The sequence below is a fragment of the Synechococcus sp. genome (assembly GCF_982614295.1).
In genome coordinates, this window is record NZ_CEXBMR010000043.1 from 1 (window position 1) to 16,997 (window position 16,997).

General features: G+C 52.0%; 22 protein-coding genes and 1 tRNA gene. 12 read left to right on the forward strand and 11 right to left on the reverse strand.

Features of this window, described 5'->3' with window-relative positions:
- On the forward strand, positions 1 to 1,002 hold a 1,002-nt coding region (gene gap / locus AC2JC8_RS07850; RefSeq protein ID WP_484594473.1), incomplete at its 5' end, for a type I glyceraldehyde-3-phosphate dehydrogenase.
- Positions 1,003 to 1,014: 12 nt separating this feature from the next.
- Here gap and thiL read toward each other — a convergent pair.
- Together thiL and AC2JC8_RS07860 are read right to left on the reverse strand one after the other, a co-directional pair.
- A complete protein-coding gene (gene thiL / locus AC2JC8_RS07855) occupies positions 1,015 to 1,989 on the reverse strand; it encodes a thiamine-phosphate kinase (protein WP_484401302.1) in 975 nt (324 codons plus the stop codon).
- Positions 1,982 to 3,058 carry a peptidylprolyl isomerase gene (locus AC2JC8_RS07860; protein WP_484401303.1) on the reverse strand — a complete coding sequence of 359 codons (1,077 nt, stop codon included), beginning with the start codon at positions 3,056 to 3,058 and terminating at the stop codon, positions 1,982 to 1,984. Before AC2JC8_RS07860 ends, thiL begins: the two co-directional genes overlap by 8 nt.
- A gap of 58 nt (positions 3,059 to 3,116) precedes the next feature.
- On the opposite strand from AC2JC8_RS07860, the gene efp reads away from it, so the two are divergent.
- Both efp and accB read left to right on the forward strand, forming a co-directional pair.
- Positions 3,117 to 3,677: an elongation factor P gene (efp, locus tag AC2JC8_RS07865; protein WP_255131097.1), complete on the forward strand. Its 561-nt coding sequence runs from the start codon at positions 3,117 to 3,119 to the stop codon at positions 3,675 to 3,677.
- A gap of 5 nt (positions 3,678 to 3,682) precedes the next feature.
- A complete protein-coding gene (gene accB / locus AC2JC8_RS07870) occupies positions 3,683 to 4,171 on the forward strand; it encodes an acetyl-CoA carboxylase biotin carboxyl carrier protein (protein WP_484401305.1) in 489 nt (162 codons plus the stop codon).
- A 13-nt stretch (positions 4,172 to 4,184) separates the two neighbouring features.
- Here accB and pdxA read toward each other — a convergent pair whose 3' ends face one another.
- The 3 genes from pdxA to AC2JC8_RS07885 form a co-directional block, all read right to left on the reverse strand.
- The gene (gene pdxA, locus AC2JC8_RS07875) at positions 4,185 to 5,201 is read right to left on the reverse strand and encodes a 4-hydroxythreonine-4-phosphate dehydrogenase PdxA (protein ID WP_484594474.1); all 1,017 of its coding nucleotides are present in this window, start codon (positions 5,199 to 5,201) and stop codon (positions 4,185 to 4,187) included.
- On the reverse strand, positions 5,183 to 5,566 hold the full coding sequence (locus AC2JC8_RS07880) for a hypothetical protein (protein WP_484594475.1): 384 nt from the start codon (positions 5,564 to 5,566) through the stop codon (positions 5,183 to 5,185). The genes pdxA and AC2JC8_RS07880 overlap by 19 nt, the downstream gene beginning before the upstream one ends.
- Positions 5,567 to 5,750: 184 nt before the next feature.
- Complete coding sequence (locus tag AC2JC8_RS07885) at positions 5,751 to 6,704, reverse strand: SDR family oxidoreductase (protein WP_484594476.1); 954 nt, start codon at positions 6,702 to 6,704, stop codon at positions 5,751 to 5,753.
- 15 nt (positions 6,705 to 6,719) lie between these two features.
- Here AC2JC8_RS07885 and AC2JC8_RS07890 point away from each other — a divergent pair, with 15 nt between their 5' ends.
- On the forward strand, positions 6,720 to 6,914 hold the full coding sequence (locus AC2JC8_RS07890; RefSeq protein ID WP_484594477.1) for a hypothetical protein: 195 nt from the start codon (positions 6,720 to 6,722) through the stop codon (positions 6,912 to 6,914).
- 18 nt (positions 6,915 to 6,932) lie between these two features.
- Here the strand turns inward: AC2JC8_RS07890 and AC2JC8_RS07895 are convergent, their stop codons facing one another.
- Positions 6,933 to 7,319: an HNH endonuclease gene (locus AC2JC8_RS07895; RefSeq protein WP_484401310.1), complete on the reverse strand. Its 387-nt coding sequence runs from the start codon at positions 7,317 to 7,319 to the stop codon at positions 6,933 to 6,935.
- Between the two features lie 125 nt (positions 7,320 to 7,444).
- On the opposite strand from AC2JC8_RS07895, the gene AC2JC8_RS07900 reads away from it, so the two are divergent.
- Positions 7,445 to 9,028, forward strand: a complete 1,584-nt coding sequence (locus tag AC2JC8_RS07900; RefSeq protein ID WP_484420078.1) for an SNF2-related protein — start codon at positions 7,445 to 7,447, stop codon at positions 9,026 to 9,028.
- A 151-nt stretch (positions 9,029 to 9,179) separates the two neighbouring features.
- Here the strand turns inward: AC2JC8_RS07900 and AC2JC8_RS07905 are convergent, their stop codons facing one another.
- On the reverse strand, positions 9,180 to 9,317 hold the full coding sequence (locus tag AC2JC8_RS07905) for a hypothetical protein (protein ID WP_484401312.1): 138 nt from the start codon (positions 9,315 to 9,317) through the stop codon (positions 9,180 to 9,182).
- Positions 9,318 to 9,381: 64 nt separating this feature from the next.
- The gene (locus AC2JC8_RS07910; protein ID WP_484401313.1) at positions 9,382 to 9,792 is read right to left on the reverse strand and encodes a DUF6554 family protein; all 411 of its coding nucleotides are present in this window, start codon (positions 9,790 to 9,792) and stop codon (positions 9,382 to 9,384) included.
- Positions 9,793 to 9,947: 155 nt separating this feature from the next.
- On the opposite strand from AC2JC8_RS07910, the gene AC2JC8_RS07915 reads away from it, so the two are divergent.
- From AC2JC8_RS07915 to AC2JC8_RS07935, 5 genes are all read left to right on the forward strand, one after another.
- Complete coding sequence (locus AC2JC8_RS07915; RefSeq protein ID WP_484401315.1) at positions 9,948 to 10,232, forward strand: hypothetical protein; 285 nt, start codon at positions 9,948 to 9,950, stop codon at positions 10,230 to 10,232.
- Positions 10,233 to 10,256: 24 nt separating this feature from the next.
- On the forward strand, positions 10,257 to 10,616 hold the full coding sequence (locus AC2JC8_RS07920) for a LexA family protein (RefSeq protein WP_255131084.1): 360 nt from the start codon (positions 10,257 to 10,259) through the stop codon (positions 10,614 to 10,616).
- A gap of 4 nt (positions 10,617 to 10,620) precedes the next feature.
- Complete coding sequence (locus AC2JC8_RS07925) at positions 10,621 to 11,898, forward strand: Y-family DNA polymerase (protein ID WP_484401316.1); 1,278 nt, start codon at positions 10,621 to 10,623, stop codon at positions 11,896 to 11,898.
- A gap of 47 nt (positions 11,899 to 11,945) precedes the next feature.
- A complete protein-coding gene (locus AC2JC8_RS07930; RefSeq protein WP_484401317.1) occupies positions 11,946 to 12,125 on the forward strand; it encodes a hypothetical protein in 180 nt (59 codons plus the stop codon).
- Between the two features lie 71 nt (positions 12,126 to 12,196).
- The gene (locus AC2JC8_RS07935; protein ID WP_295473709.1) at positions 12,197 to 12,451 is read left to right on the forward strand and encodes a hypothetical protein; all 255 of its coding nucleotides are present in this window, start codon (positions 12,197 to 12,199) and stop codon (positions 12,449 to 12,451) included.
- 24 nt (positions 12,452 to 12,475) lie between these two features.
- Here AC2JC8_RS07935 and AC2JC8_RS07940 read toward each other — a convergent pair.
- The 3 genes from AC2JC8_RS07940 to AC2JC8_RS07950 all read right to left on the reverse strand — a co-directional run bounded on the left by AC2JC8_RS07940 (position 12,476) and on the right by AC2JC8_RS07950 (position 14,188).
- Positions 12,476 to 12,547 (reverse strand) — tRNA-Gly (locus AC2JC8_RS07940).
- A gap of 20 nt (positions 12,548 to 12,567) precedes the next feature.
- Complete coding sequence (locus AC2JC8_RS07945) at positions 12,568 to 13,008, reverse strand: hypothetical protein (protein ID WP_484400638.1); 441 nt, start codon at positions 13,006 to 13,008, stop codon at positions 12,568 to 12,570.
- A gap of 25 nt (positions 13,009 to 13,033) precedes the next feature.
- Positions 13,034 to 14,188: a pyridoxal-phosphate-dependent aminotransferase family protein gene (locus AC2JC8_RS07950; RefSeq protein WP_484594478.1), complete on the reverse strand. Its 1,155-nt coding sequence runs from the start codon at positions 14,186 to 14,188 to the stop codon at positions 13,034 to 13,036.
- Positions 14,189 to 14,271: 83 nt separating this feature from the next.
- On the opposite strand from AC2JC8_RS07950, the gene cbiD reads away from it, so the two are divergent.
- Positions 14,272 to 15,387 carry a cobalt-precorrin-5B (C(1))-methyltransferase CbiD gene (cbiD, locus tag AC2JC8_RS07955; RefSeq protein ID WP_484594479.1) on the forward strand — a complete coding sequence of 372 codons (1,116 nt, stop codon included), beginning with the start codon at positions 14,272 to 14,274 and terminating at the stop codon, positions 15,385 to 15,387.
- Positions 15,388 to 15,411: 24 nt separating this feature from the next.
- Entirely contained in the window at positions 15,412 to 16,995 is a 1,584-nt protein-coding gene (gene guaA / locus AC2JC8_RS07960) for a glutamine-hydrolyzing GMP synthase (RefSeq protein ID WP_484594480.1), read from the forward strand.
- Positions 16,996 to 16,997: the final 2 nt, after the last annotated feature.

Below are 16,997 nucleotides of genomic sequence, written 5' to 3' on the forward strand. Positions count from 1 at the left end.
AACGGATTCGGCCGTATCGGGCGCAATTTCATGCGTTGCTGGCTGAGCCGCGGTGCCAACACGGGCATCGAGGTTGTGGGCCTAAACGACACTTCAGATCCCAGAACAAACGCGCACTTGCTCACCTACGACTCAATGCTGGGCAGGATTCGCGATACCGAAGTTGGCTACACAGACGACACCATCACGGTGAATGGTCGGCCGATCAAATGCTTCTCCGATCGCAATCCCCTCAATCTGCCTTGGAAGGAATGGGGCGTTGATTTAGTTATTGAAGCCACCGGCGTATTTGTAGATAAGGCAGGCGCTGGTAAGCACATTCAAGCTGGTGCAAGAAAAGTATTGATCACTGCTCCCGGCAAAGGAGAAGGGGTTGGCACATTTGTTGTGGGGGTTAATGCCGATCAATATCGCCACAACGAATTCGACATCATCAGCAATGCCAGCTGCACCACCAATTGCATGGCACCCCTTGTGAAGGTGCTCGATCAAACCTTCGGCATCGTGAAGGGCACCATGACCACCACCCACAGCTATACGGGCGACCAGCGCATTCTCGATGCCTCCCACCGCGACCTGCGTCGGGCTAGAGCTGCTGCAATCAACATTGTTCCCACCTCCACAGGAGCTGCGAGCGCTGTTGCTTTGGTTTATCCACCTATGAAGGGCAAGCTAAGTGGCATTGCGATGCGGGTGCCTACCCCCAACGTGTCTGTTGTGGATATGGTGCTTGAAGTGGCCCGTTCTACCAGTAGAGACGAAGTGAATGCAGCGCTGAAAGCAGCCTCAGAAGGTTCCATGAAAGGGATTATTAAATATTCCGATCTGCCTCTTGTTTCTTCCGATCATGCCGGCACCGATGAATCCACAATTGTTGATTCCGAACTCACCTTGGTGATGGGCGACAACATGGTAAAAGTAATTTCTTGGTACGACAATGAGTGGGGCTACAGCCAGCGTGTGGTTGACCTTGCCGAAGTAGTGGCGCGCAACTGGGTTTAGATCTAAAAATATTTAGAGCCTTGCGAAATGTTCATAACCCTTGCCGATAGGCAGGGGTTTTTTATTATTTGCCCAACAGGGGGGGCCAGGATTTTCCCCTAACCAACCGATGCATTGAGCCCCCGGCAGTTGCGCTACGAATTTTTCAGCCCAACTAGCCTCAAGGGCTAAAACCAATTCGAAATCTTCGCCACCATCAAGGCAGCTATTAAGACAACAGCCTTCAGTGAGTGCAAAAGACTCATTAAGTAGGGGCTGATGGCCGCAGGCGTTGCCAAGGAGCTCCAAGCTGCGGCGTAAGCCGTCGCTGCTGTCGGTGCCGGCCACGCGCCAGGGCGCAGCCTCTGGGCGGCTGCGGTGGAGAGCTGCTACCGCATCAAAACGAGGCACTGGAAATTGATGCGCTTTGATCGCCGCTTTTCGCAGGGGCTCACTTAATTGCTGCAAGCTGATGTCCCTTGGGTTTTGCAGCAGGCGCAGGCCCAAATTGCTTAGCCCATGGGCACCTGAAACCACCAGACGATCGCCTGGTTGGCCGGATTCACGCCTGATTACCGCATCGGCTGCCACCTTGCCAATGGCAGTGATGGCAAGCATCACCACTGGCGCCCTGGTGCAATCGCCCCCCAGCAATTCACAGCCGTGGCGCTGTAGTAAAGCTGTCAGCCCCTCGTAAACCTCCTCAAGCCAATCGATGGATGTATGCCCTGGAGCAGCTAATGCAACTGTTACTCCTTCAGCTTCTAGGCAACCCATAGCGGCGAGATCGGAAAGATTCGCGCTGCCAGATCGCCAACCCACACTGAATCCAGGGGTGGTGCTGCTCGAAAAATGCACACCTTCCACAAGAGCATCGGTGCTAACAACCCGCAATAAATGCTGATCTGGGCTGAGAAGAGCGGCGTCGTCGTTAAATTGACCTCGCTTAGCGAAACGCCGTAGCCTATTTATTAATTCCGATTCTCCTAAATCTGCTAGATCAGCCATGGGCTTGCAGATTTTCGGCTCCACTTAACAGGGTAATTGTTTCAATTTTGTCGTCTACACCTAGCTCTTCAAGTACATCAAAACCATCCACCACATAACCAAACACCGAGTAGCGACCGTCTACCAAATTCAAGCCAGCAGGGGTGAGTTCTGCTTCGTAAAGAAAGAAGAAAAATTGTGAAGAACCATCACCGAGGGCTTCATCTGAATGGGCCCAGCCAAGGGTACCGAGGGTGGCAAAAGGTAATACGGGAGTGGTTTTAAACAGGCCAAGATCTTCAAAAGTTTTGTTGTATTGAGGTATTTTCTCGCCTGGCACCATGATTTCTAGCGGCACCTGCCGTTCGATTTTGCTGTTTGGGGCTACATAACCGCTCGCGGGCCCTACAGGATCGCCGGTTTGCAAAACATAAAAATCTTCAGCCCGATTGAAGGGCAAGCCGTTATAGAAACCGCGTTGCACTAAATCAATAAAAGCGCCTGCGGTTACCGGCGCGTTGTAGCCATCCACCACTGCGGTGAGGTTGCCCTTATTGGTGCGAATTTCAACGCTGGCACGCCCTAGGAGCCGTGGCAGCTCGTTGAACTCTTCTGGGATGGCGTAGGGGAAGCTGGTAATAGCGAGGGCTTCCAACTGGCCAATGCTGTTGAGCACCTGCCGCCTTTGATCAAGGAATGCATCGCGATCCTGGCTTTCGCCGATGCTGCCGAGTTTGATCAGTTCCTCTTGCAAAACAGCTACCTGTTGTTTTGCCGTGGCTTGTTGTTCGGTAGGAAGGTCGTTAATAATTCGTTCTTGTTTTTGATCCAGCAGCTTTATGGAGCGTTTGCAGGCCTGTTGAATGCTGCTCCAGCGGCGGGCCCTTAGATCGTTGCTAGTGCCTTCAAGGCGATGTTGTAACTCCTGAAGATCCGCCTGTTGCACCGGCAACGAATCCCTAAGAATCGCTGCAGGATCTGTGATCGCATTACCCGGGGGCAGGGCGGCGAAGGTTGCTGTTGGAATTAAAAAGTTCAATGTGCAGGCCATTAGCAAGGCCAACAGCATCGAGATAAGTGTGCTGGGCATGGCCGCTGCTTCAGTAGCGCAGACCACCGTACAATCCGCCTTAATCCTTTCTGCCGGAATGATCTCCAGTAACGACTTCCGCACCGGCACAACAATCGAACTGGATGGGCAGGTATGGCGTGTGGTGGAGTTTCTCCACGTCAAACCGGGCAAGGGTTCTGCCTTCGTGCGCACCAAACTGAAATCAGCCCAAAGCGGCAGTGTGGTGGATAAAACCTTTAGGGCAGGCGAAATGGTGGCATCCGCTTTGCTTGAGAAATCCACCCTGCAGCACACCTACATGGAGGCTGAAGAATTTGTGTTTATGGATATGGCTAGTTTTGAGGAAACTCGTTTAACAGCTAAGCAAATAGGTGATGGCAAGAAATACCTGAAGGAGGGTATGGAGGTGAGTGTGGTGGCTTGGAATGGCAAGCCAATTGAAGTGGAGTTGCCAAATTCAGTGGTTTTGGAAGTTACCCAAACAGACCCTGGCGTGAAGGGCGACACAGCAACTGGCGGCACAAAACCGGCAATTGTGGAAACCGGCGCCCAAGTGATGGTGCCCCTATTCATCACTATTGGTGAAAAAATCAAAATTGACACTCGCTCCGATACTTATCTGGGTAGGGAGTCCTGAGGGAGATGGAAATGGACCAAAAGGAATTGCGTTCACTGCTGGATTTCCTTTCCACCAGCGACATCCAGGAGTTCAAGCTCGAGGGTGATGATTTTCGGCTTGAGGTGCGGCGCAACCTGCCCTCATTAGCTGCTCCAGCAGCTGCTGCGCAGCTTGCAATGGCTGCGGTTGCCACCCCTGCTATTACCAGCAATCCAGCCCCAGCTTCTGCCCCCGCAATACCCCCACCAGCCGCGGCCGCTAGCCGAAACGATCTGGTGGAAGTTAGAGCCCCAATGGTGGGCACCTACTACAGCTCTCCGGCGCCAGGGGAAGCCACTTTTGTGCAAATTGGCAGCAGAGTAAATGTGGGCCAAACAATATGTATTCTCGAAGCTATGAAATTAATGAACGAACTTGAAGCTGAACAATCCGGAGAAGTAGTAGAGATACTGGTTGCAAATGGTATGCCGGTTGAATACAATCAAGTGCTGATGCTTTTGCGGCCTGGTTGAAGACTTTGTTTGTTTAGCCCAGCTCTAGGGCAGTATTAATAGCAGCCTCCATACTTTCAGCTCGCGCGATACCTTTCCCAGCAATATTAAAGGCGGTGCCGTGGTCTGGAGAAGTGCGTAAAAATGGTAATCCAAGGGTGGTATTAACCGCTTGATCAAAAGCTAATAACTTGGTTGGTATTAGGCCTTGATCGTGATAAAGAGCTAAATAGCCATCAAAAGCATCAATATTTAAATCACCTTTGTTTTTGTTATGCCAGGCCTTGCTGGCCCCGATCCAGCAGCTATCTGGCGCTAACGGACCTTCCAGATTTAAGCCTTTGTTATCTGCGCTGTTGCAGCACAATTCATTCAACAGTGGTTTAATCCAATCCCGCTCTTCGGAGCCCAATTGGCCCTCTTCGCCAGCATGGGGATTAAGACCTGCCACCGCTAACTTTGGTGCAGCATTAAAGCGCTGGCAAAAACTGTTTAGTTGTGAAATGCGCCTGCGTAGAAGTGAGGCATTGAGCGCTTTGCAAACGCTGCTTAGGGGTATGTGAGTTGTGGCAAGCAAAGTATTAAACCGCCAGCCGTTATGGGGTGAACGGGCTGTAAATAACATTGCCGCATCAGCTACCCCGCAAAGTTCGGCTAAGCGTTCTGTTTGGCCCGGGTAGTGGTAACCGGCTGCATGCCAGGTGTGTTTTGCAATCGGGGCTGTGCAGAGGGCTGTGCAATTTCCCGAAAGCACAGCATTAGTTGCCGCTGTTAACCAGGCAAAGCTGGCTGCACCACTGGAGGCTGAGGCTTGTCCTGCACCTACAGAATGGCTCAGAGGTATGTGCAGCAATTCCAGTTCTGATGGATTGCAAAGGCCTTTAATTCCTGCACTTATTTGTTGTTGATAACTGCTCTCAAGCCAATGCCGGCAGCCCACTAAAAGAGGATTAAAGCTTGGTTGAACTAGGCGGATCCGCTGGATGGCTTTGAGCACCACCTCAGCGCCAATTCCAGCGGGATCACCAAGGGCTATGGCAAGGCGAGGCAATCCAGCTCCACTCCAGGATGATTTTTAAACAACTGAATCAAAATGTCGAAGGCATCGCGGCAGGGATTTTGTTTGCTGGTTGCTATGGCTTCGTTGCACACAACACATTGCAATTCAGCCAAGCCAGCCTCATTTTTAGATTGATCCAGTTGCACCACCACTCGATCCCGAATCCGCTGCACAGGGGCAGCATCAATCAAACTAGTGGAGGCACCCTTGGCACTCCTCACCTTGAAACCACTGAGTTCAAGAGCTTCGGTGGCGCAAACTAGTAAAGAGATTTCTGGCTGGGTTGCTCTGCTGAAGCATTCGTATCTAGCCATAAATTGCTCAAACGCCGTTTTGCTACTTTCTGACTTACCCATTAAGAACACCATAAGCAACCCTCTTTTGCTGTTGTTTTCAGCACATTTACCGGTCTGCCCGTCATGCTTCGTTTGCTGCTTCTAATTGGGTTTCTACTGGGTTTTGGCATCGGTTTGCAGCGGGGCTGGCTGGTGATCCGCTGGGATCGCGTTGGGCAAGATTTGCAGCAACAAATCAATCCGGTTAGCCCTGGAACGAAAAACCCTCCTCTTTAAAACAAGCCAGCAAGCCCTCTCGATAGGTGGGATATTTCAGCTGGTATCCCAGTTCAACCTTGAGAAGTTTGTTGCTTACTCGGCGGTTTTCTTGCCAAAAGCTTTTTGCCATTGGGCTTAGTTCAGCTTCGATATCGGCATAACTCAAATAATCAGGTAAGCAACAGCCCAGGAGATGGGCTGCATAACTCCAGGTGTTGCTGCTGGGGGCGGGCAAATCATCAACCACGTTCACAATCCCAGGCAGCTTTTGCGCCACTTGGTTTTGCTCTCCCATCAAAAGGCAATGCAGCACAGCACCAACAATGTCGTCTACATGAATGCGGCCAAATACTTGGCCCGGTTTGTGCACCATTTTGCCAAGGCCGCGGTTTAGAAGTGCGATCGGATTACGGCCTGGGCCATAAATTCCCGGGAGCCGAAATATTTGAGTGGGCCAGCTTTGTACTTGCCAGGCCTGTTCGCAGGCCAGCCTGGCGGCGCTGCGGGTTTGCAGCGGCTCAAAGGGATCGCTTTGTTCATCCACCCAGCCCCCCTTGGCATCGCCATAAACCCCCGTGCTGGATAAGTAGCCCGCCCAGCGCAGGGGCAACTGCTGCAAAACAGGGGCTAAACAGCGCAGGCAGGGATCGCTGCCACTGGCTTCCGGCGCTGCAGTGCTGAGTAGATGGGTGGTGCCTACAAGAGCACTTAAGGGGGGCTGTTCACCGGTTTCACTGTTGAACAGCAGGTGAGGCCCATCCGTTTGCTGTTGCCGGTGGGTTACCAAAACCTTGCCGCCGCGGCGTTTCACCTCAGCGGCCAGTCTTTTACCGCTGAAGCCGCCACCGATCAGCAGCAGCTGGAAATCAGCTGGCAACTGCTGCTGGCCTTGGGGGTTGACAAAATCGCGTTTCGCGAATACATCTGTACTCGTATTCACTGGTACGTGCGTTCCATGGTTCAATCTTCGTTGCGGATTCAATCTTCGTTGCGGGTTCGCTCTGGCGCTCAGCGGGCTAAGCGTTGCATTGCCCCTTCCATCCTTACTGCTTTATTAGCAATGGCGGGCTTGATCCTGCCGGAACAACCACAATTGCAAGAGCAAATCTGCTTGCAATACAGCAGTGCCACCGCTTGTCGAGTGTGGTGAATTTCAAGGACTGCTGTTCTAAGCAGCTTGCAGATCTAAATTCGTAGCAGGGCTGTTTTGATTAGGGTTAGCCCATTGCAATAAGCGAACAGCCAATCTGATATCACCGTCTAACCAAGCTCGTATCGCCATCGCCCGGCGTGGATCGTAAAAACGTTGACGGCGATACCACTGAAAAGCATCGGAATCGCTTTTGTGTCCGTTACAGGAAAGGCAGGAAGGAACGCAATTTTCGGTAACACTTAAGCCCCCGCGGCTGCGAGGTAGCACATGATCTATGGATTCAGAGGGCCTACCGCAGTAGATGCAACACCTTTCGGTGTGTTCATGGAGCGATTGGCGCCAGTGGCGCACTCGGAGCTTTGGACACAGTTCCTCAAGGAACACAGCATCGCTCTCATGCATCCGAAATCCCCGGATTTGCCCTAATTGTGCGGGCTATCAGCCTAGTGTCAATGTGTTGTAGGCAGCAGTTTGCAGCTTTTTCTGAGTTTTATAGGTTGGCCTTGTGCGCTGCTTAGAAAGACGTAGTGGCTAACGGTTTTTCACTTACCGCCGCTGGCGACGTTTTATTTCGTTGCCCTTTTGATCCAGTTACGCTTGCGCAGCTGCGTTTGATTCGTCCTCGCGGCAGTTGGCAAGCTCGCCTTAACGGTTGGCTATTTCCATTTGATGCTGCACAGCTTCTCAAGAATCAATTCGGTGATTATTTCCCTATAGATGGAGATCTGCAGGCTTGGTTGGAGGCAATTGATCATCCCTTGCCGCCTCTGCCAACACACCCTGATTTGGTTGCAGCTGCCGATCTCAATGCGCCGTTAAGCGATGGGCGGGTTTTACTCCGCCATCAAAGGGCTGGAGTGCGTTGGTTGTTGGCGCGGCGGGGGGCTGTGCTCGCCGATGAGATGGGCTTAGGAAAAACCCTCACCGCCCTTGCCGCTGCCCGTTCGTTGCTGCGCTGCAGTGATTCGCGCTTATTGGTGGTTGCACCAGTAGCCCTGCACGACCACTGGCGGCGGGAAGCCCTCAGCCTTGAACTTGCCCCTCAATTGATCAGTTGGGCCCGTTTGCCCAAGGAGCCACCTCCGGCGGGGGTGGTACTGGTGGTGGATGAGGCCCATTTCGCTCAAAATCTTGATTCCAAACGCAGCCAGGCTCTTTTACGCCTGGCACGTCATCCGCGCATTCGAGCTGTGTGGTTATTGAGTGGCACCCCAATCAAAAACGGAAGGCCGATTCAATTACTTCCACTGTTAATGGCAATCGGTCATCCCTTGGCCCGCGATCGCCGCGCTTACGAAGAGTTGTTTTGCAATGGCCATTGGCGTGAGGCGGGTTCGCGCATGGTGTGGGATTGCCAGGGGGCAAGCCGGCTGGAGGAATTACAACGCCTATTGCGGCCGCAACTTTTATTTCGTCGTAAGGCCCATTGCCTTGATCTACCGCCCAAATTGCGTTGTTTTCGTCCTGTAGTTCTCGCTGCTTCCCAACAGAAACGCCTTGATCAAATTTTGCAGCAACGGGTGGAAAATTACAGGCAGAGGGTTGCTGCGGGTTTGGTGCGTTCCGATGCTGAATCCCTGGCGTTGCTCACTGCGATGCGACGTTTAACCGCTTTGCAGAAATTGCCAGCTGCCCTCAGCCTCGTGCAGCAATTACGAGCCAGTGGTGAAGCAGTGGTTTTATTCAGCAGTTTCGTTGCGCCGCTTGTTCAATTGGAGCGCTTATTAGGGGGTGAACTACTTACAGGCCAGGTGCCTTTGCCGCAACGGCAGCAGCGCTTATCACGTTTTCAGGCTGGAACTAGTGATTTATTGCTTGCCACCTACGGAGTGGGGGGAATTGGGCTTGGTTTGCAACGGGCTTCTCAGGTGGTTTTATTGGAGCGGCCATGGACCCCTGGTGACGCGGAACAGGCGGAAGATCGCTGCCATCGGCTTGGCAGCAAAGGCACTGTTACCAGTCACTGGTTGCAGCTTGGCAGCGCCGATGCCTTGATCGATGGCTTAATTCTTAGTAAGGCAGACCGCATTGAATTGGTGTTAGCTGGCAAACGGCGGCAATTGCAACGTCAACCCCTGGCGCGGATGCTGAATGAATTGCTACAGGAGTAATTGAGATGCAGGCTTTTTAGGGCGTGCCGCAGCTATCAAGGCGTACCTCAATATCATCGTAGAGCTCACCTTTTTCGCTGATTAATGTGGCTGCTTTGCGAATATCTTTGCAGGCGGCTGTTTTATTTTGCAGTAATGTATATAAAATAAATCAATCATTTAGAGGCTTTGCATCCTTTGGGTGAGCTGCTACTACTCGATTGCATCGTTCGAGGGCTTGGGGCAGGGCATTTGCATCTACGTTGCTTAAACAGTTATCAGCCTTTGGTTTTTCTTGGCTGCAACTCATTAGCAACAGGGGCCCTAGGCCAACGGCAGCCGCCTTCCCCCAATTACCCCTTCCCATCATTAGCTCAGTAGTTGTAACGGCTGCTATCTGATGTTTTGCTGGTGTTTGGGTTTGAGCTTGGGATGCTATCAACACCAACTTCTTCACGGCCTGAATACAAAGCTCCAAGGAACTTTCCACAGCTGCTGTATTTATCTTTATTTGTAACCACCGTTTCGGTGATCAGCACAGCTGCATGTTCTGGGGATGTTTTAAATAAACCGCTGCTTTGGCGTTTAATTCGGGCATAGGCCGCATCCCAGCTCACCCCGTGGGGATTTCCCGCCTGACGCATAAAGCAATAAATTTCTGCTCCCTTACTGCCCGCTTCCTCAGCTGCCACGGGTTGGATGCCACTAAAACCCGCCACTGCAAGCAAAAAGGCTGCCGCCCATTTTGCTGTTGCAACCTGAAATGAAACGCGAAAATGCGCCATTGTTTCCTTTATCAACTCGGCCCAAGTTATCGATTGCAGAGCGTCTGTCCAGGTTTTTTTGTTGTTTTTTATACCCTTATATCGCCGTGATCTTGCCAGCTCCCTTGAGTTGAGCCCTGCTTTGTGTTGTGATTTCAGTAATTGTTCCCGATTCTGTGTCGGAACCCATTTCGTTTCGCATTAGCCGCAGCACCGAAGGATTGGCGGAAACCCTTGCCACCCTCTCCCACCGGCTCGTGAAGTTGGAGCAACGGCTGGCGGCTATGGAGTTGCAGTTGCAGCACCAGATTTCACCCCATCCGCAGGAATTGGCCTCTTTGCAAATGGTGGAAGCACTATTAGATGATTGCCGCTCTCTGTTAGCTCAACCAGCTGCACTACCGGCTGAAGATGTGGTTTGGGAGGATTGGGCTCAGGCTGCAGCGCCAGAACCCAGCTAAGATCAGTACAGGTGTATTGATTTTATGGTGGTTGCCGGCTTCCCCAGCCCTGCCGACGACTACATCGAAGCGGGGGTGGATCTCAATCTGCTGTTGATCCCCCATCCGATCAGCACCTTCCTGTGGCGGGTAAGTGGTGAAGCGATGCAAGGAGCTGGCATTCACGATGGCGACCTGCTGCTGGTGGATCGCAGCTTGCAGCCTCGGCCCGGAAAAGTGGTGGTGGCCATATGGGAAGGAGCTTTCACCTTGAAACGCTTAGAGCGTTTTCGTGGTGGACTGCGTTTGCAAGCGGCCCATCCCGCTTATCCCCCCATCGATCTAGGTGATGCCGCGGAATTGCAGATCTGGGGGGTTGCAACCCATGTGATCCACCCCCTTTGAGCCTGTGGTTAGCGCCCTTGCCTTGATTGATTGCAACAACTTTTATGCCTCCTGTGAACAGGCGTTTGACCCGTTATTGCAGGGGCGACCTGTAGTGGTGTTGTCTAACAATGATGGCTGCATCGTGGCCCGTAGCCGTGAGGCCCGTCAGTTGGGGATTGCTATGGGCACTCCCTATTTCAAGGTGGCAAATCAGTTGCAGAGCCTTGGTGTAGCGGTGCGTAGTTCTAACTATGCCCTTTATGGCGATATGAGCTCGCGGGTGATGGCTTGTATCGAGGCGCGAGTGCCGGAGTTGGAGGTGTATTCCGTTGATGAAGCGTTTGCCCGCACACCAGCTTTAGAGCCGGGGGCTTTGCTGGCTTGGGGAGCAGAACTGCGGGTGGTGGTGAGGCAGCAATTGGGTTTATCCATTGCAGTTGGCATGGCTTCGTCAAAGGTGCTTGCAAAGCTGGCTAATCGCTTGGCCAAGGTTGATCCAGCTCGGGCAGGGGTATTTCGTTTCCCTGCGGCTGCGGCGCTGCAACCCTGGCTTGAGATGGTGCCGGTAGAAGATATTTGGGGGGTGGGGCAGCGTTTGGCCCGTTGGTGTCGGTTGCGGGGATTAAGCACCGCCTGGGCTTTGAGCCAAGCAGACCCTGCGCTGGTGCGGCGTCAGTGGGGGGTGGTGGGTTTGCGGCTGCAGCAGGAGCTGCGGGGTATTAGTTGTTTGCCTTTAGTGCAGGGGCCTTCCTCTAAACGGGAAACCTGCGTGAGTCGTAGTTTCAGCCAGCCAATTCAGGATCTACAACTGTTGCGCCAAGCGGTAGCCAGCTATGTGGTGCGGGCAGCGGAGAAGCTGCGGCAGCAGCAGCAACGCACCGCCTGCCTTACGGTATTTATACGCACCAGCCCCTTCCAATCAGGTTTCTACAGCAATAGTGCCACCATTAAATTGGCTCTAGCCAGCAACGACACCGCCGTGTTGCTGAAGGCGGCATTGCCTTTGGTGGCCCAGTTATTTCGCAATGGGTATCGCTTCCATAAAGCGGGAGTGTTGTTGCAAGAACTGCAGCCTTTAGAGCAGTTGCAGCAGCATTTATTTGTGTCTTTATCCCCGCAGCAACAGCAGAGGCGGGAATGCTTGATGCAACTGGTGGATCAGCTAAATGCGCGTTTTGGCGCGGGTACGTTGCAATGGGCTGCAACGGGGCTGCAGCCCCCCTGGTTGATGCGCCGCGGGCATCTATCGCCGGGCTACACCACCAGGATTAAGGAATTACCTCTTGTGCAGGCCTGTTAAGCCACACAAGCCTTGCGCAACATGTCAAAATAAAAAGAAAGTAAACCATGGGCACCTATACAAAGGCTCAATCTCAGCAACGGGGTTATGTGGAATGCGACCACCAGCTTGAAAAACTTGAATTTGCATTAGCTGTGGCGGTGGGAAGTGGTGATCAAAAGCGAATTGAAGAGTTAAGAATGAAAATCAAAGCTCTAGGTGATAACCGAGAGGAGCCTGGCACTTAAATATTTAATTTGCTTTTTTGGCAGAATTTTGTCAATGTAGGTTAAATTAAAAAAAGGGCCGAATCTCTGCCATGCTCACGGCAACAAACACACTTGTGGCAACAAAAATAAAACCAATTTTAGTTTCTACAACCGCAGCAAATGGAGGTTTAGAACGTCAAAATCTCTTGAAAGAAGCTGAAAATCTGTTTGCGCAAGCAAAACTTTTGGCAGCAAAAGGCGAACTGCAGGAAGCGGGCTTGTTGATATTAAAAGGGCTTAGTTGCGAAAGGAGAGCCAAGGCAAAAGGCCCGCAAGTTTTGGGCCTAATCAAAAAGCGAGAATAAAAATTAATAAAATCTTAGAGAGCAAGCGGGTGACCGGATTCGAACCGGCGACGTTCAGCTTGGGAAGCTGACATTCTACCACTGAATTACACCCGCACTGCTCAAAGTTAGCAAACCTACTGTTTGGAAGCTGGCTTCTCAATGCAATCAACCTCAGCGAGCGCCCGTTGACGTGCGGCAATCACCGGTTGTGCTTTCACGCGCAGCTCTTGAGCGGCTTGCTCAATGGTGAGCTTCTTCTGGGAAGAAACCTTTTCTAGATCTTTGTTGAAAGCCTTCAATTGATTACGAAGATCACGAACCCGAATTTTTTCGAGATTTGCTTCCGACTTTTCTAAATTTGTAGTAGCAGTTGTGAGGGTTTTCTGAGCCTTAAGCGCATCTCCCACCGTGGAGGTGGGCATTAGGCCTTGGACATTTTCGATCGCATCGCCCACAGCGGCAAGGTTTTCGCAAATGGCAACCTCCGCCTTTTTTTCTGCTTTTTCAGGGTTTTGTTGGCAAGCCACCAGGCTGAAAGCCAGGAGGCTGCTGCCAAAAATCAGTGCAAAACGCATCGGGGAAAGGTCTGGCGGTTGAAGGTTAAACAGAGCGCAGCGCAGCTGCAGCTGCAGCAACACCAGCGCCCATTTGATTGGGGGCTGCACCGAGTTCCATTAAGGCTGCTTCTATGGCAGCAACAGCGCAAAGGATGTCGCGATCGCAAACAAAACCGAGATGGCCGATGCGAAACACCTTGCCTTTGAGGTGATCTTGCCCCCCTGCTAAGAGGATTTGGAAGCGATTCTTCACCACCTTGCGGATTAATTCAGCGTCAATTCCTTTTGGTGCTACTGCGGTAATTGCGGGGCTGCCGCTGCCAGAAGCAGCATAAAGAGATAAGCCAATTGCTTCCATTGCGGCGCAGGTGGCAAGCCGGTGCCGTTCATGACGAGCAAAGATCGCTTCAAGCCCTTCTTTTTGCATCATTTCTAGAGATGCTTCAAGGGCGAAATAAAGATTGATCGCTGGAGTAAAAGGGTTGCTGTTTTCAGCTGCTGATTTGCGATATTTGCCTAGATCTAAATAAAACTTCGGCAGATCAGAACGCTTATAGGCATTCCAAGCCCGCTCTCCCATAGCCACAAAACTGAGGCCCGGAGGGATCATGTAACCCTTTTGCGAACCTGAACACACCACATCCAGAGCCCATTGATCAATCGGCACATTGCAAGCACCAAGGCTTGTAACGGCATCCACCACGATCAAAGCTTCTCCGTGGGCTTTCACATGTTTATTGATGCTCTCCAGATCGTTCAGTACCCCAGTTGAGGTTTCTGAATGGGTGATGATCACCGCCTTGATGTTTTTATTGCTGTCTGCTTCTAAGGCGATGCGGAAATCCTCTGGATTTAAAGGCGCACCCCATTCCGCCTTAATTACCTGCACATCAAGGCCGTAGGCCTGGGCCACCTTCACCCAGCGCTCACCAAATTTGCCGTTGTCGCCGCAAAGCACCCGATCGCCTTTGCTCAACACATTGATGATTCCTGCTTCCATAGCTGCGGTGCCACTGCCAGCTAGCACCAATACGTTGTTGCTGGTTTGATGCAACCACTGCAATTGTTCGGTGGTGCGGGCCACAATCGCCTGAAATTCAGCGCTGCGGTGGCCGATAGGGTGGCGAGCCATGGCTAGTAATACCCGCTCAGGCACTGGAGTAGGGCCAGGGATCATCAGGCTGAGCTTGTCTTGCATGGCCGCGGAGGTGAAGTTAATCAATCAGGATAAAAAATGATCTTCCATTAATTGATTTACCCCCCTGAACTTTTCGTTTCTGCATGCCTGAAACTGCTCTTTCTGGTTACACCCTGCCGGTGTGGGTGGCGGCGGCAGCTCGGGCTGCTCTGCTGCAACTGCAGGGAGAAGAATTTTGTAGTGAACAGCCACTGCAGCTAGATCAGCCTCAGCTGCAATTGGTGCCTGTGCAGGCGGTGGCCCCGCTAGGGCAGGGCCGTTGTTTGGCGATGGTTTGCTGCGAAGGGGGTGCAGCCCTTGATCTCACCAGGGGTTTGATGATCTGGGTGGAAGCCCGTTGGGGGTTGCCGCAAGCAGCGGGCAATTGGTTGCAGCTGGAGCCGGGGGAGGGACTTGGGGTGTATGCGGAATCTGGTGATTTATGTCTGTCTAGTTATGCGCGCCAATTACTTGAAACCAACCTGCAACCGCTGATGCCATCGGGCCGCAGCTTGGTGTTGCGGCTCACTATTCCCCGTGGTCGCGCCCTGGCGGAACGCACCAGTAATGCTGCTTTTGGGGTGGTGCAAGGTTTGGCATTGATTGGCAGTCAGGCGGAGGTGCAACAAAGTGCAGGACCCGACGCGTTGCAAGCGGCGTTAGCTGAATTGCGCCGCCGCGGGGCCCTGGATGGCGGCTGCTCTGAATTGGTGCTGGTGCTGGGGGAAAACGGTTTAGATCTGGCTCAGCAGATGGGAATACCTGCAGAAAAATTACTTAAAGTGGGCAACTGGATTGGTCCACTACTGGCGGCAGCGGCAGAGGCGGGAGTGCAGCGTTTGTTGTTGTTTGGTTACCACGGCAAATTATTGAAATTGGCGGGGGGAATTTTTCATACCCACCATCATCTGGCTGATGGTCGCGCTGAAGTACTCACTGCCCTCGCCGCCATTGAAGGTTTGGCAGGGGAGGCACTAAAGCAACTTTGGCAAGCCCCAACGGTGGAACAAGGAATGGCGCAATTGGAATTACGGGATCCTGAAATCGCTCAGCGCTTGCGGCAAAGCATCGTTAATCGCATTGAATCCCGCTGCGCTGCTTATTTAAAAGAAACCGTGGGCTGCAATCTGAAACCTGGTGCAGCCCTGTTCAACCGATCAAGGCAGCTCTGGGCAGTGGGGCCCCAAGCGGAAACATGGTTCCCGCACTTCAGCTCCTAGGGTGGTGCGAATGCTTTTTTGCTGATGTCTGCGGCGGAGTGGGCGGAGGGGCGCCGCCCAGCCATCGTGATCCTTGATTTCGGTTCCCAATATTCGGAACTGATCGCCCGTCGGGTGCGGGAAACCGAGGTTTATTCGTTTGTGATGAGTCACACCATCACCTTGGCTCAGCTGCGGGAGCTTTCCCCAAAGGGAATCATCCTTAGCGGCGGACCAAATTCTGTTTATGACCCAGCTGCTCCTGTATGTGATCCAGGCCTTTGGGAATTAGGTATCCCGGTGCTTGGGGTTTGCTACGGCATGCAACTGATGGTGCAGCAATTAGGGGGCCGGGTTGAAGCCTCAGATCGTGGTGAATACGGCAAAGCCCCTTTGTGGGTAGACGACCCCACCGATCTGCTTACCAATGTGGAAGATGGCTCCACGATGTGGATGAGCCATGGTGATTCTGTAACGGCACTGCCACCAGGCTTTAACCGTTTGGCTCACACCGATAACACTTCAGAAGCTGTTATCGCTAATCATCAGCGTAGGTTATATGGTGTTCAATTCCATCCTGAAGTGGTGCATTCCAACGGTGGAATGGCATTATTAAGGAATTTTGTTTATCACATTTGCGGTTGTTCACCCGATTGGACAACCGATGTTTTTATAGATGAGGCAATCGCTTCAGTGCGGGATCAAGTGGGAGATAAGCGCGTATTGCTTGCACTTTCAGGCGGTGTTGATTCATCAACATTAGCCTTTCTTTTACATCGTGCTATTGGCGATAAGCTCACATGCATGTTTATAGATCAAGGCTTCATGCGCAAGGGGGAGCCGGAATTCTTGGTGGAATTTTTTGATAAACGGTTTCATATAAATGTTGAATATATAAATGCCCGCGAAAGATTTATTTCGAAACTTGCTCACATAACAGATCCAGAGGAAAAACGTAAGATAATTGGCGCTGAATTTATTCGTGTTTTTGAAGAGGAAAGCAAGAAATTAGGGCCTTTTGATTATTTAGCCCAGGGCACTCTTTATCCTGACGTGATCGAAAGTGCTGGCACTGATGTTGATCCAAAAACTGGTGAAAGAGTAGCTGTCAAAATTAAAAGTCACCATAATGTTGGTGGATTGCCAAAGGATTTGCAATTCAAACTTGTGGAACCTTTGCGGCGTCTTTTTAAAGATGAAGTGCGCAAAGTTGGCCGTAATTTGGGCTTGCCAGAGGAGATCGTGCGGCGTCATCCCTTCCCGGGCCCCGGTTTAGCAATACGAATTCTTGGCGAGGTGAGTGAGGAGAAATTACAAATACTTAGGGATGCAGATTTGATTGTGCGGGAGGAGATACGCGATGCCGGTTTGTATCACGATATCTGGCAGGCATTCGCTGTTTTATTACCTGTGCGCAGCGTTGGAGTAATGGGCGATAAGCGCACCTATGCATACCCAATCGTGTTGCGTTGCGTTGGCAGCGAAGACGGCATGACAGCTGATTGGTCGCGTTTGCCCTATGAGGTGATGGAACGCATCTCAAATCGCATTGTTAATGAAGTGGTGGGTGTTAATCGTGTTGTATACGACATCACCAGTAAGCCCCCCGGCACTATCGAGTGGGAATAGGG

Excerpts from the sequence above, each read along its gene's own strand:
- AC2JC8_RS07895 (WP_484401310.1), bottom strand. The coding sequence starts at position 7,319 with ATGCATGAGAGCGATGCTGTGTTCCTTGAGGAACTGTGTCCAAAGCTC.
- AC2JC8_RS07905 (WP_484401312.1), bottom strand. The coding sequence starts at position 9,317 with ATGAGTTGCAGCCAAGAAAAACCAAAGGCTGATAACTGTTTAAGCAAC.
- AC2JC8_RS07930 (WP_484401317.1), top strand. The coding sequence starts at position 11,946 with ATGGGCACCTATACAAAGGCTCAATCTCAGCAACGGGGTTATGTGGAA.
- efp (WP_255131097.1), top strand. The coding sequence starts at position 3,117 with ATGATCTCCAGTAACGACTTCCGCACCGGCACAACAATCGAACTGGAT.
- AC2JC8_RS07890 (WP_484594477.1), top strand. The coding sequence starts at position 6,720 with ATGGTTCAATCTTCGTTGCGGATTCAATCTTCGTTGCGGGTTCGCTCT.
- guaA (WP_484594480.1), top strand. The coding sequence starts at position 15,412 with ATGTCTGCGGCGGAGTGGGCGGAGGGGCGCCGCCCAGCCATCGTGATC.
- cbiD (WP_484594479.1), top strand. The coding sequence starts at position 14,272 with ATGCCTGAAACTGCTCTTTCTGGTTACACCCTGCCGGTGTGGGTGGCG.
- AC2JC8_RS07920 (WP_255131084.1), top strand. The coding sequence starts at position 10,257 with ATGGTGGTTGCCGGCTTCCCCAGCCCTGCCGACGACTACATCGAAGCG.
- AC2JC8_RS07950 (WP_484594478.1), bottom strand. The coding sequence starts at position 14,188 with ATGCAAGACAAGCTCAGCCTGATGATCCCTGGCCCTACTCCAGTGCCT.
- AC2JC8_RS07880 (WP_484594475.1), bottom strand. The coding sequence starts at position 5,566 with ATGGGTAAGTCAGAAAGTAGCAAAACGGCGTTTGAGCAATTTATGGCT.
- AC2JC8_RS07935 (WP_295473709.1), top strand. The coding sequence starts at position 12,197 with ATGCTCACGGCAACAAACACACTTGTGGCAACAAAAATAAAACCAATT.
- thiL (WP_484401302.1), bottom strand. The coding sequence starts at position 1,989 with ATGGCTGATCTAGCAGATTTAGGAGAATCGGAATTAATAAATAGGCTA.
- accB (WP_484401305.1), top strand. The coding sequence starts at position 3,683 with ATGGAAATGGACCAAAAGGAATTGCGTTCACTGCTGGATTTCCTTTCC.
- AC2JC8_RS07945 (WP_484400638.1), bottom strand. The coding sequence starts at position 13,008 with ATGCGTTTTGCACTGATTTTTGGCAGCAGCCTCCTGGCTTTCAGCCTG.
- AC2JC8_RS07910 (WP_484401313.1), bottom strand. The coding sequence starts at position 9,792 with ATGGCGCATTTTCGCGTTTCATTTCAGGTTGCAACAGCAAAATGGGCG.
- AC2JC8_RS07860 (WP_484401303.1), bottom strand. The coding sequence starts at position 3,058 with ATGCCCAGCACACTTATCTCGATGCTGTTGGCCTTGCTAATGGCCTGC.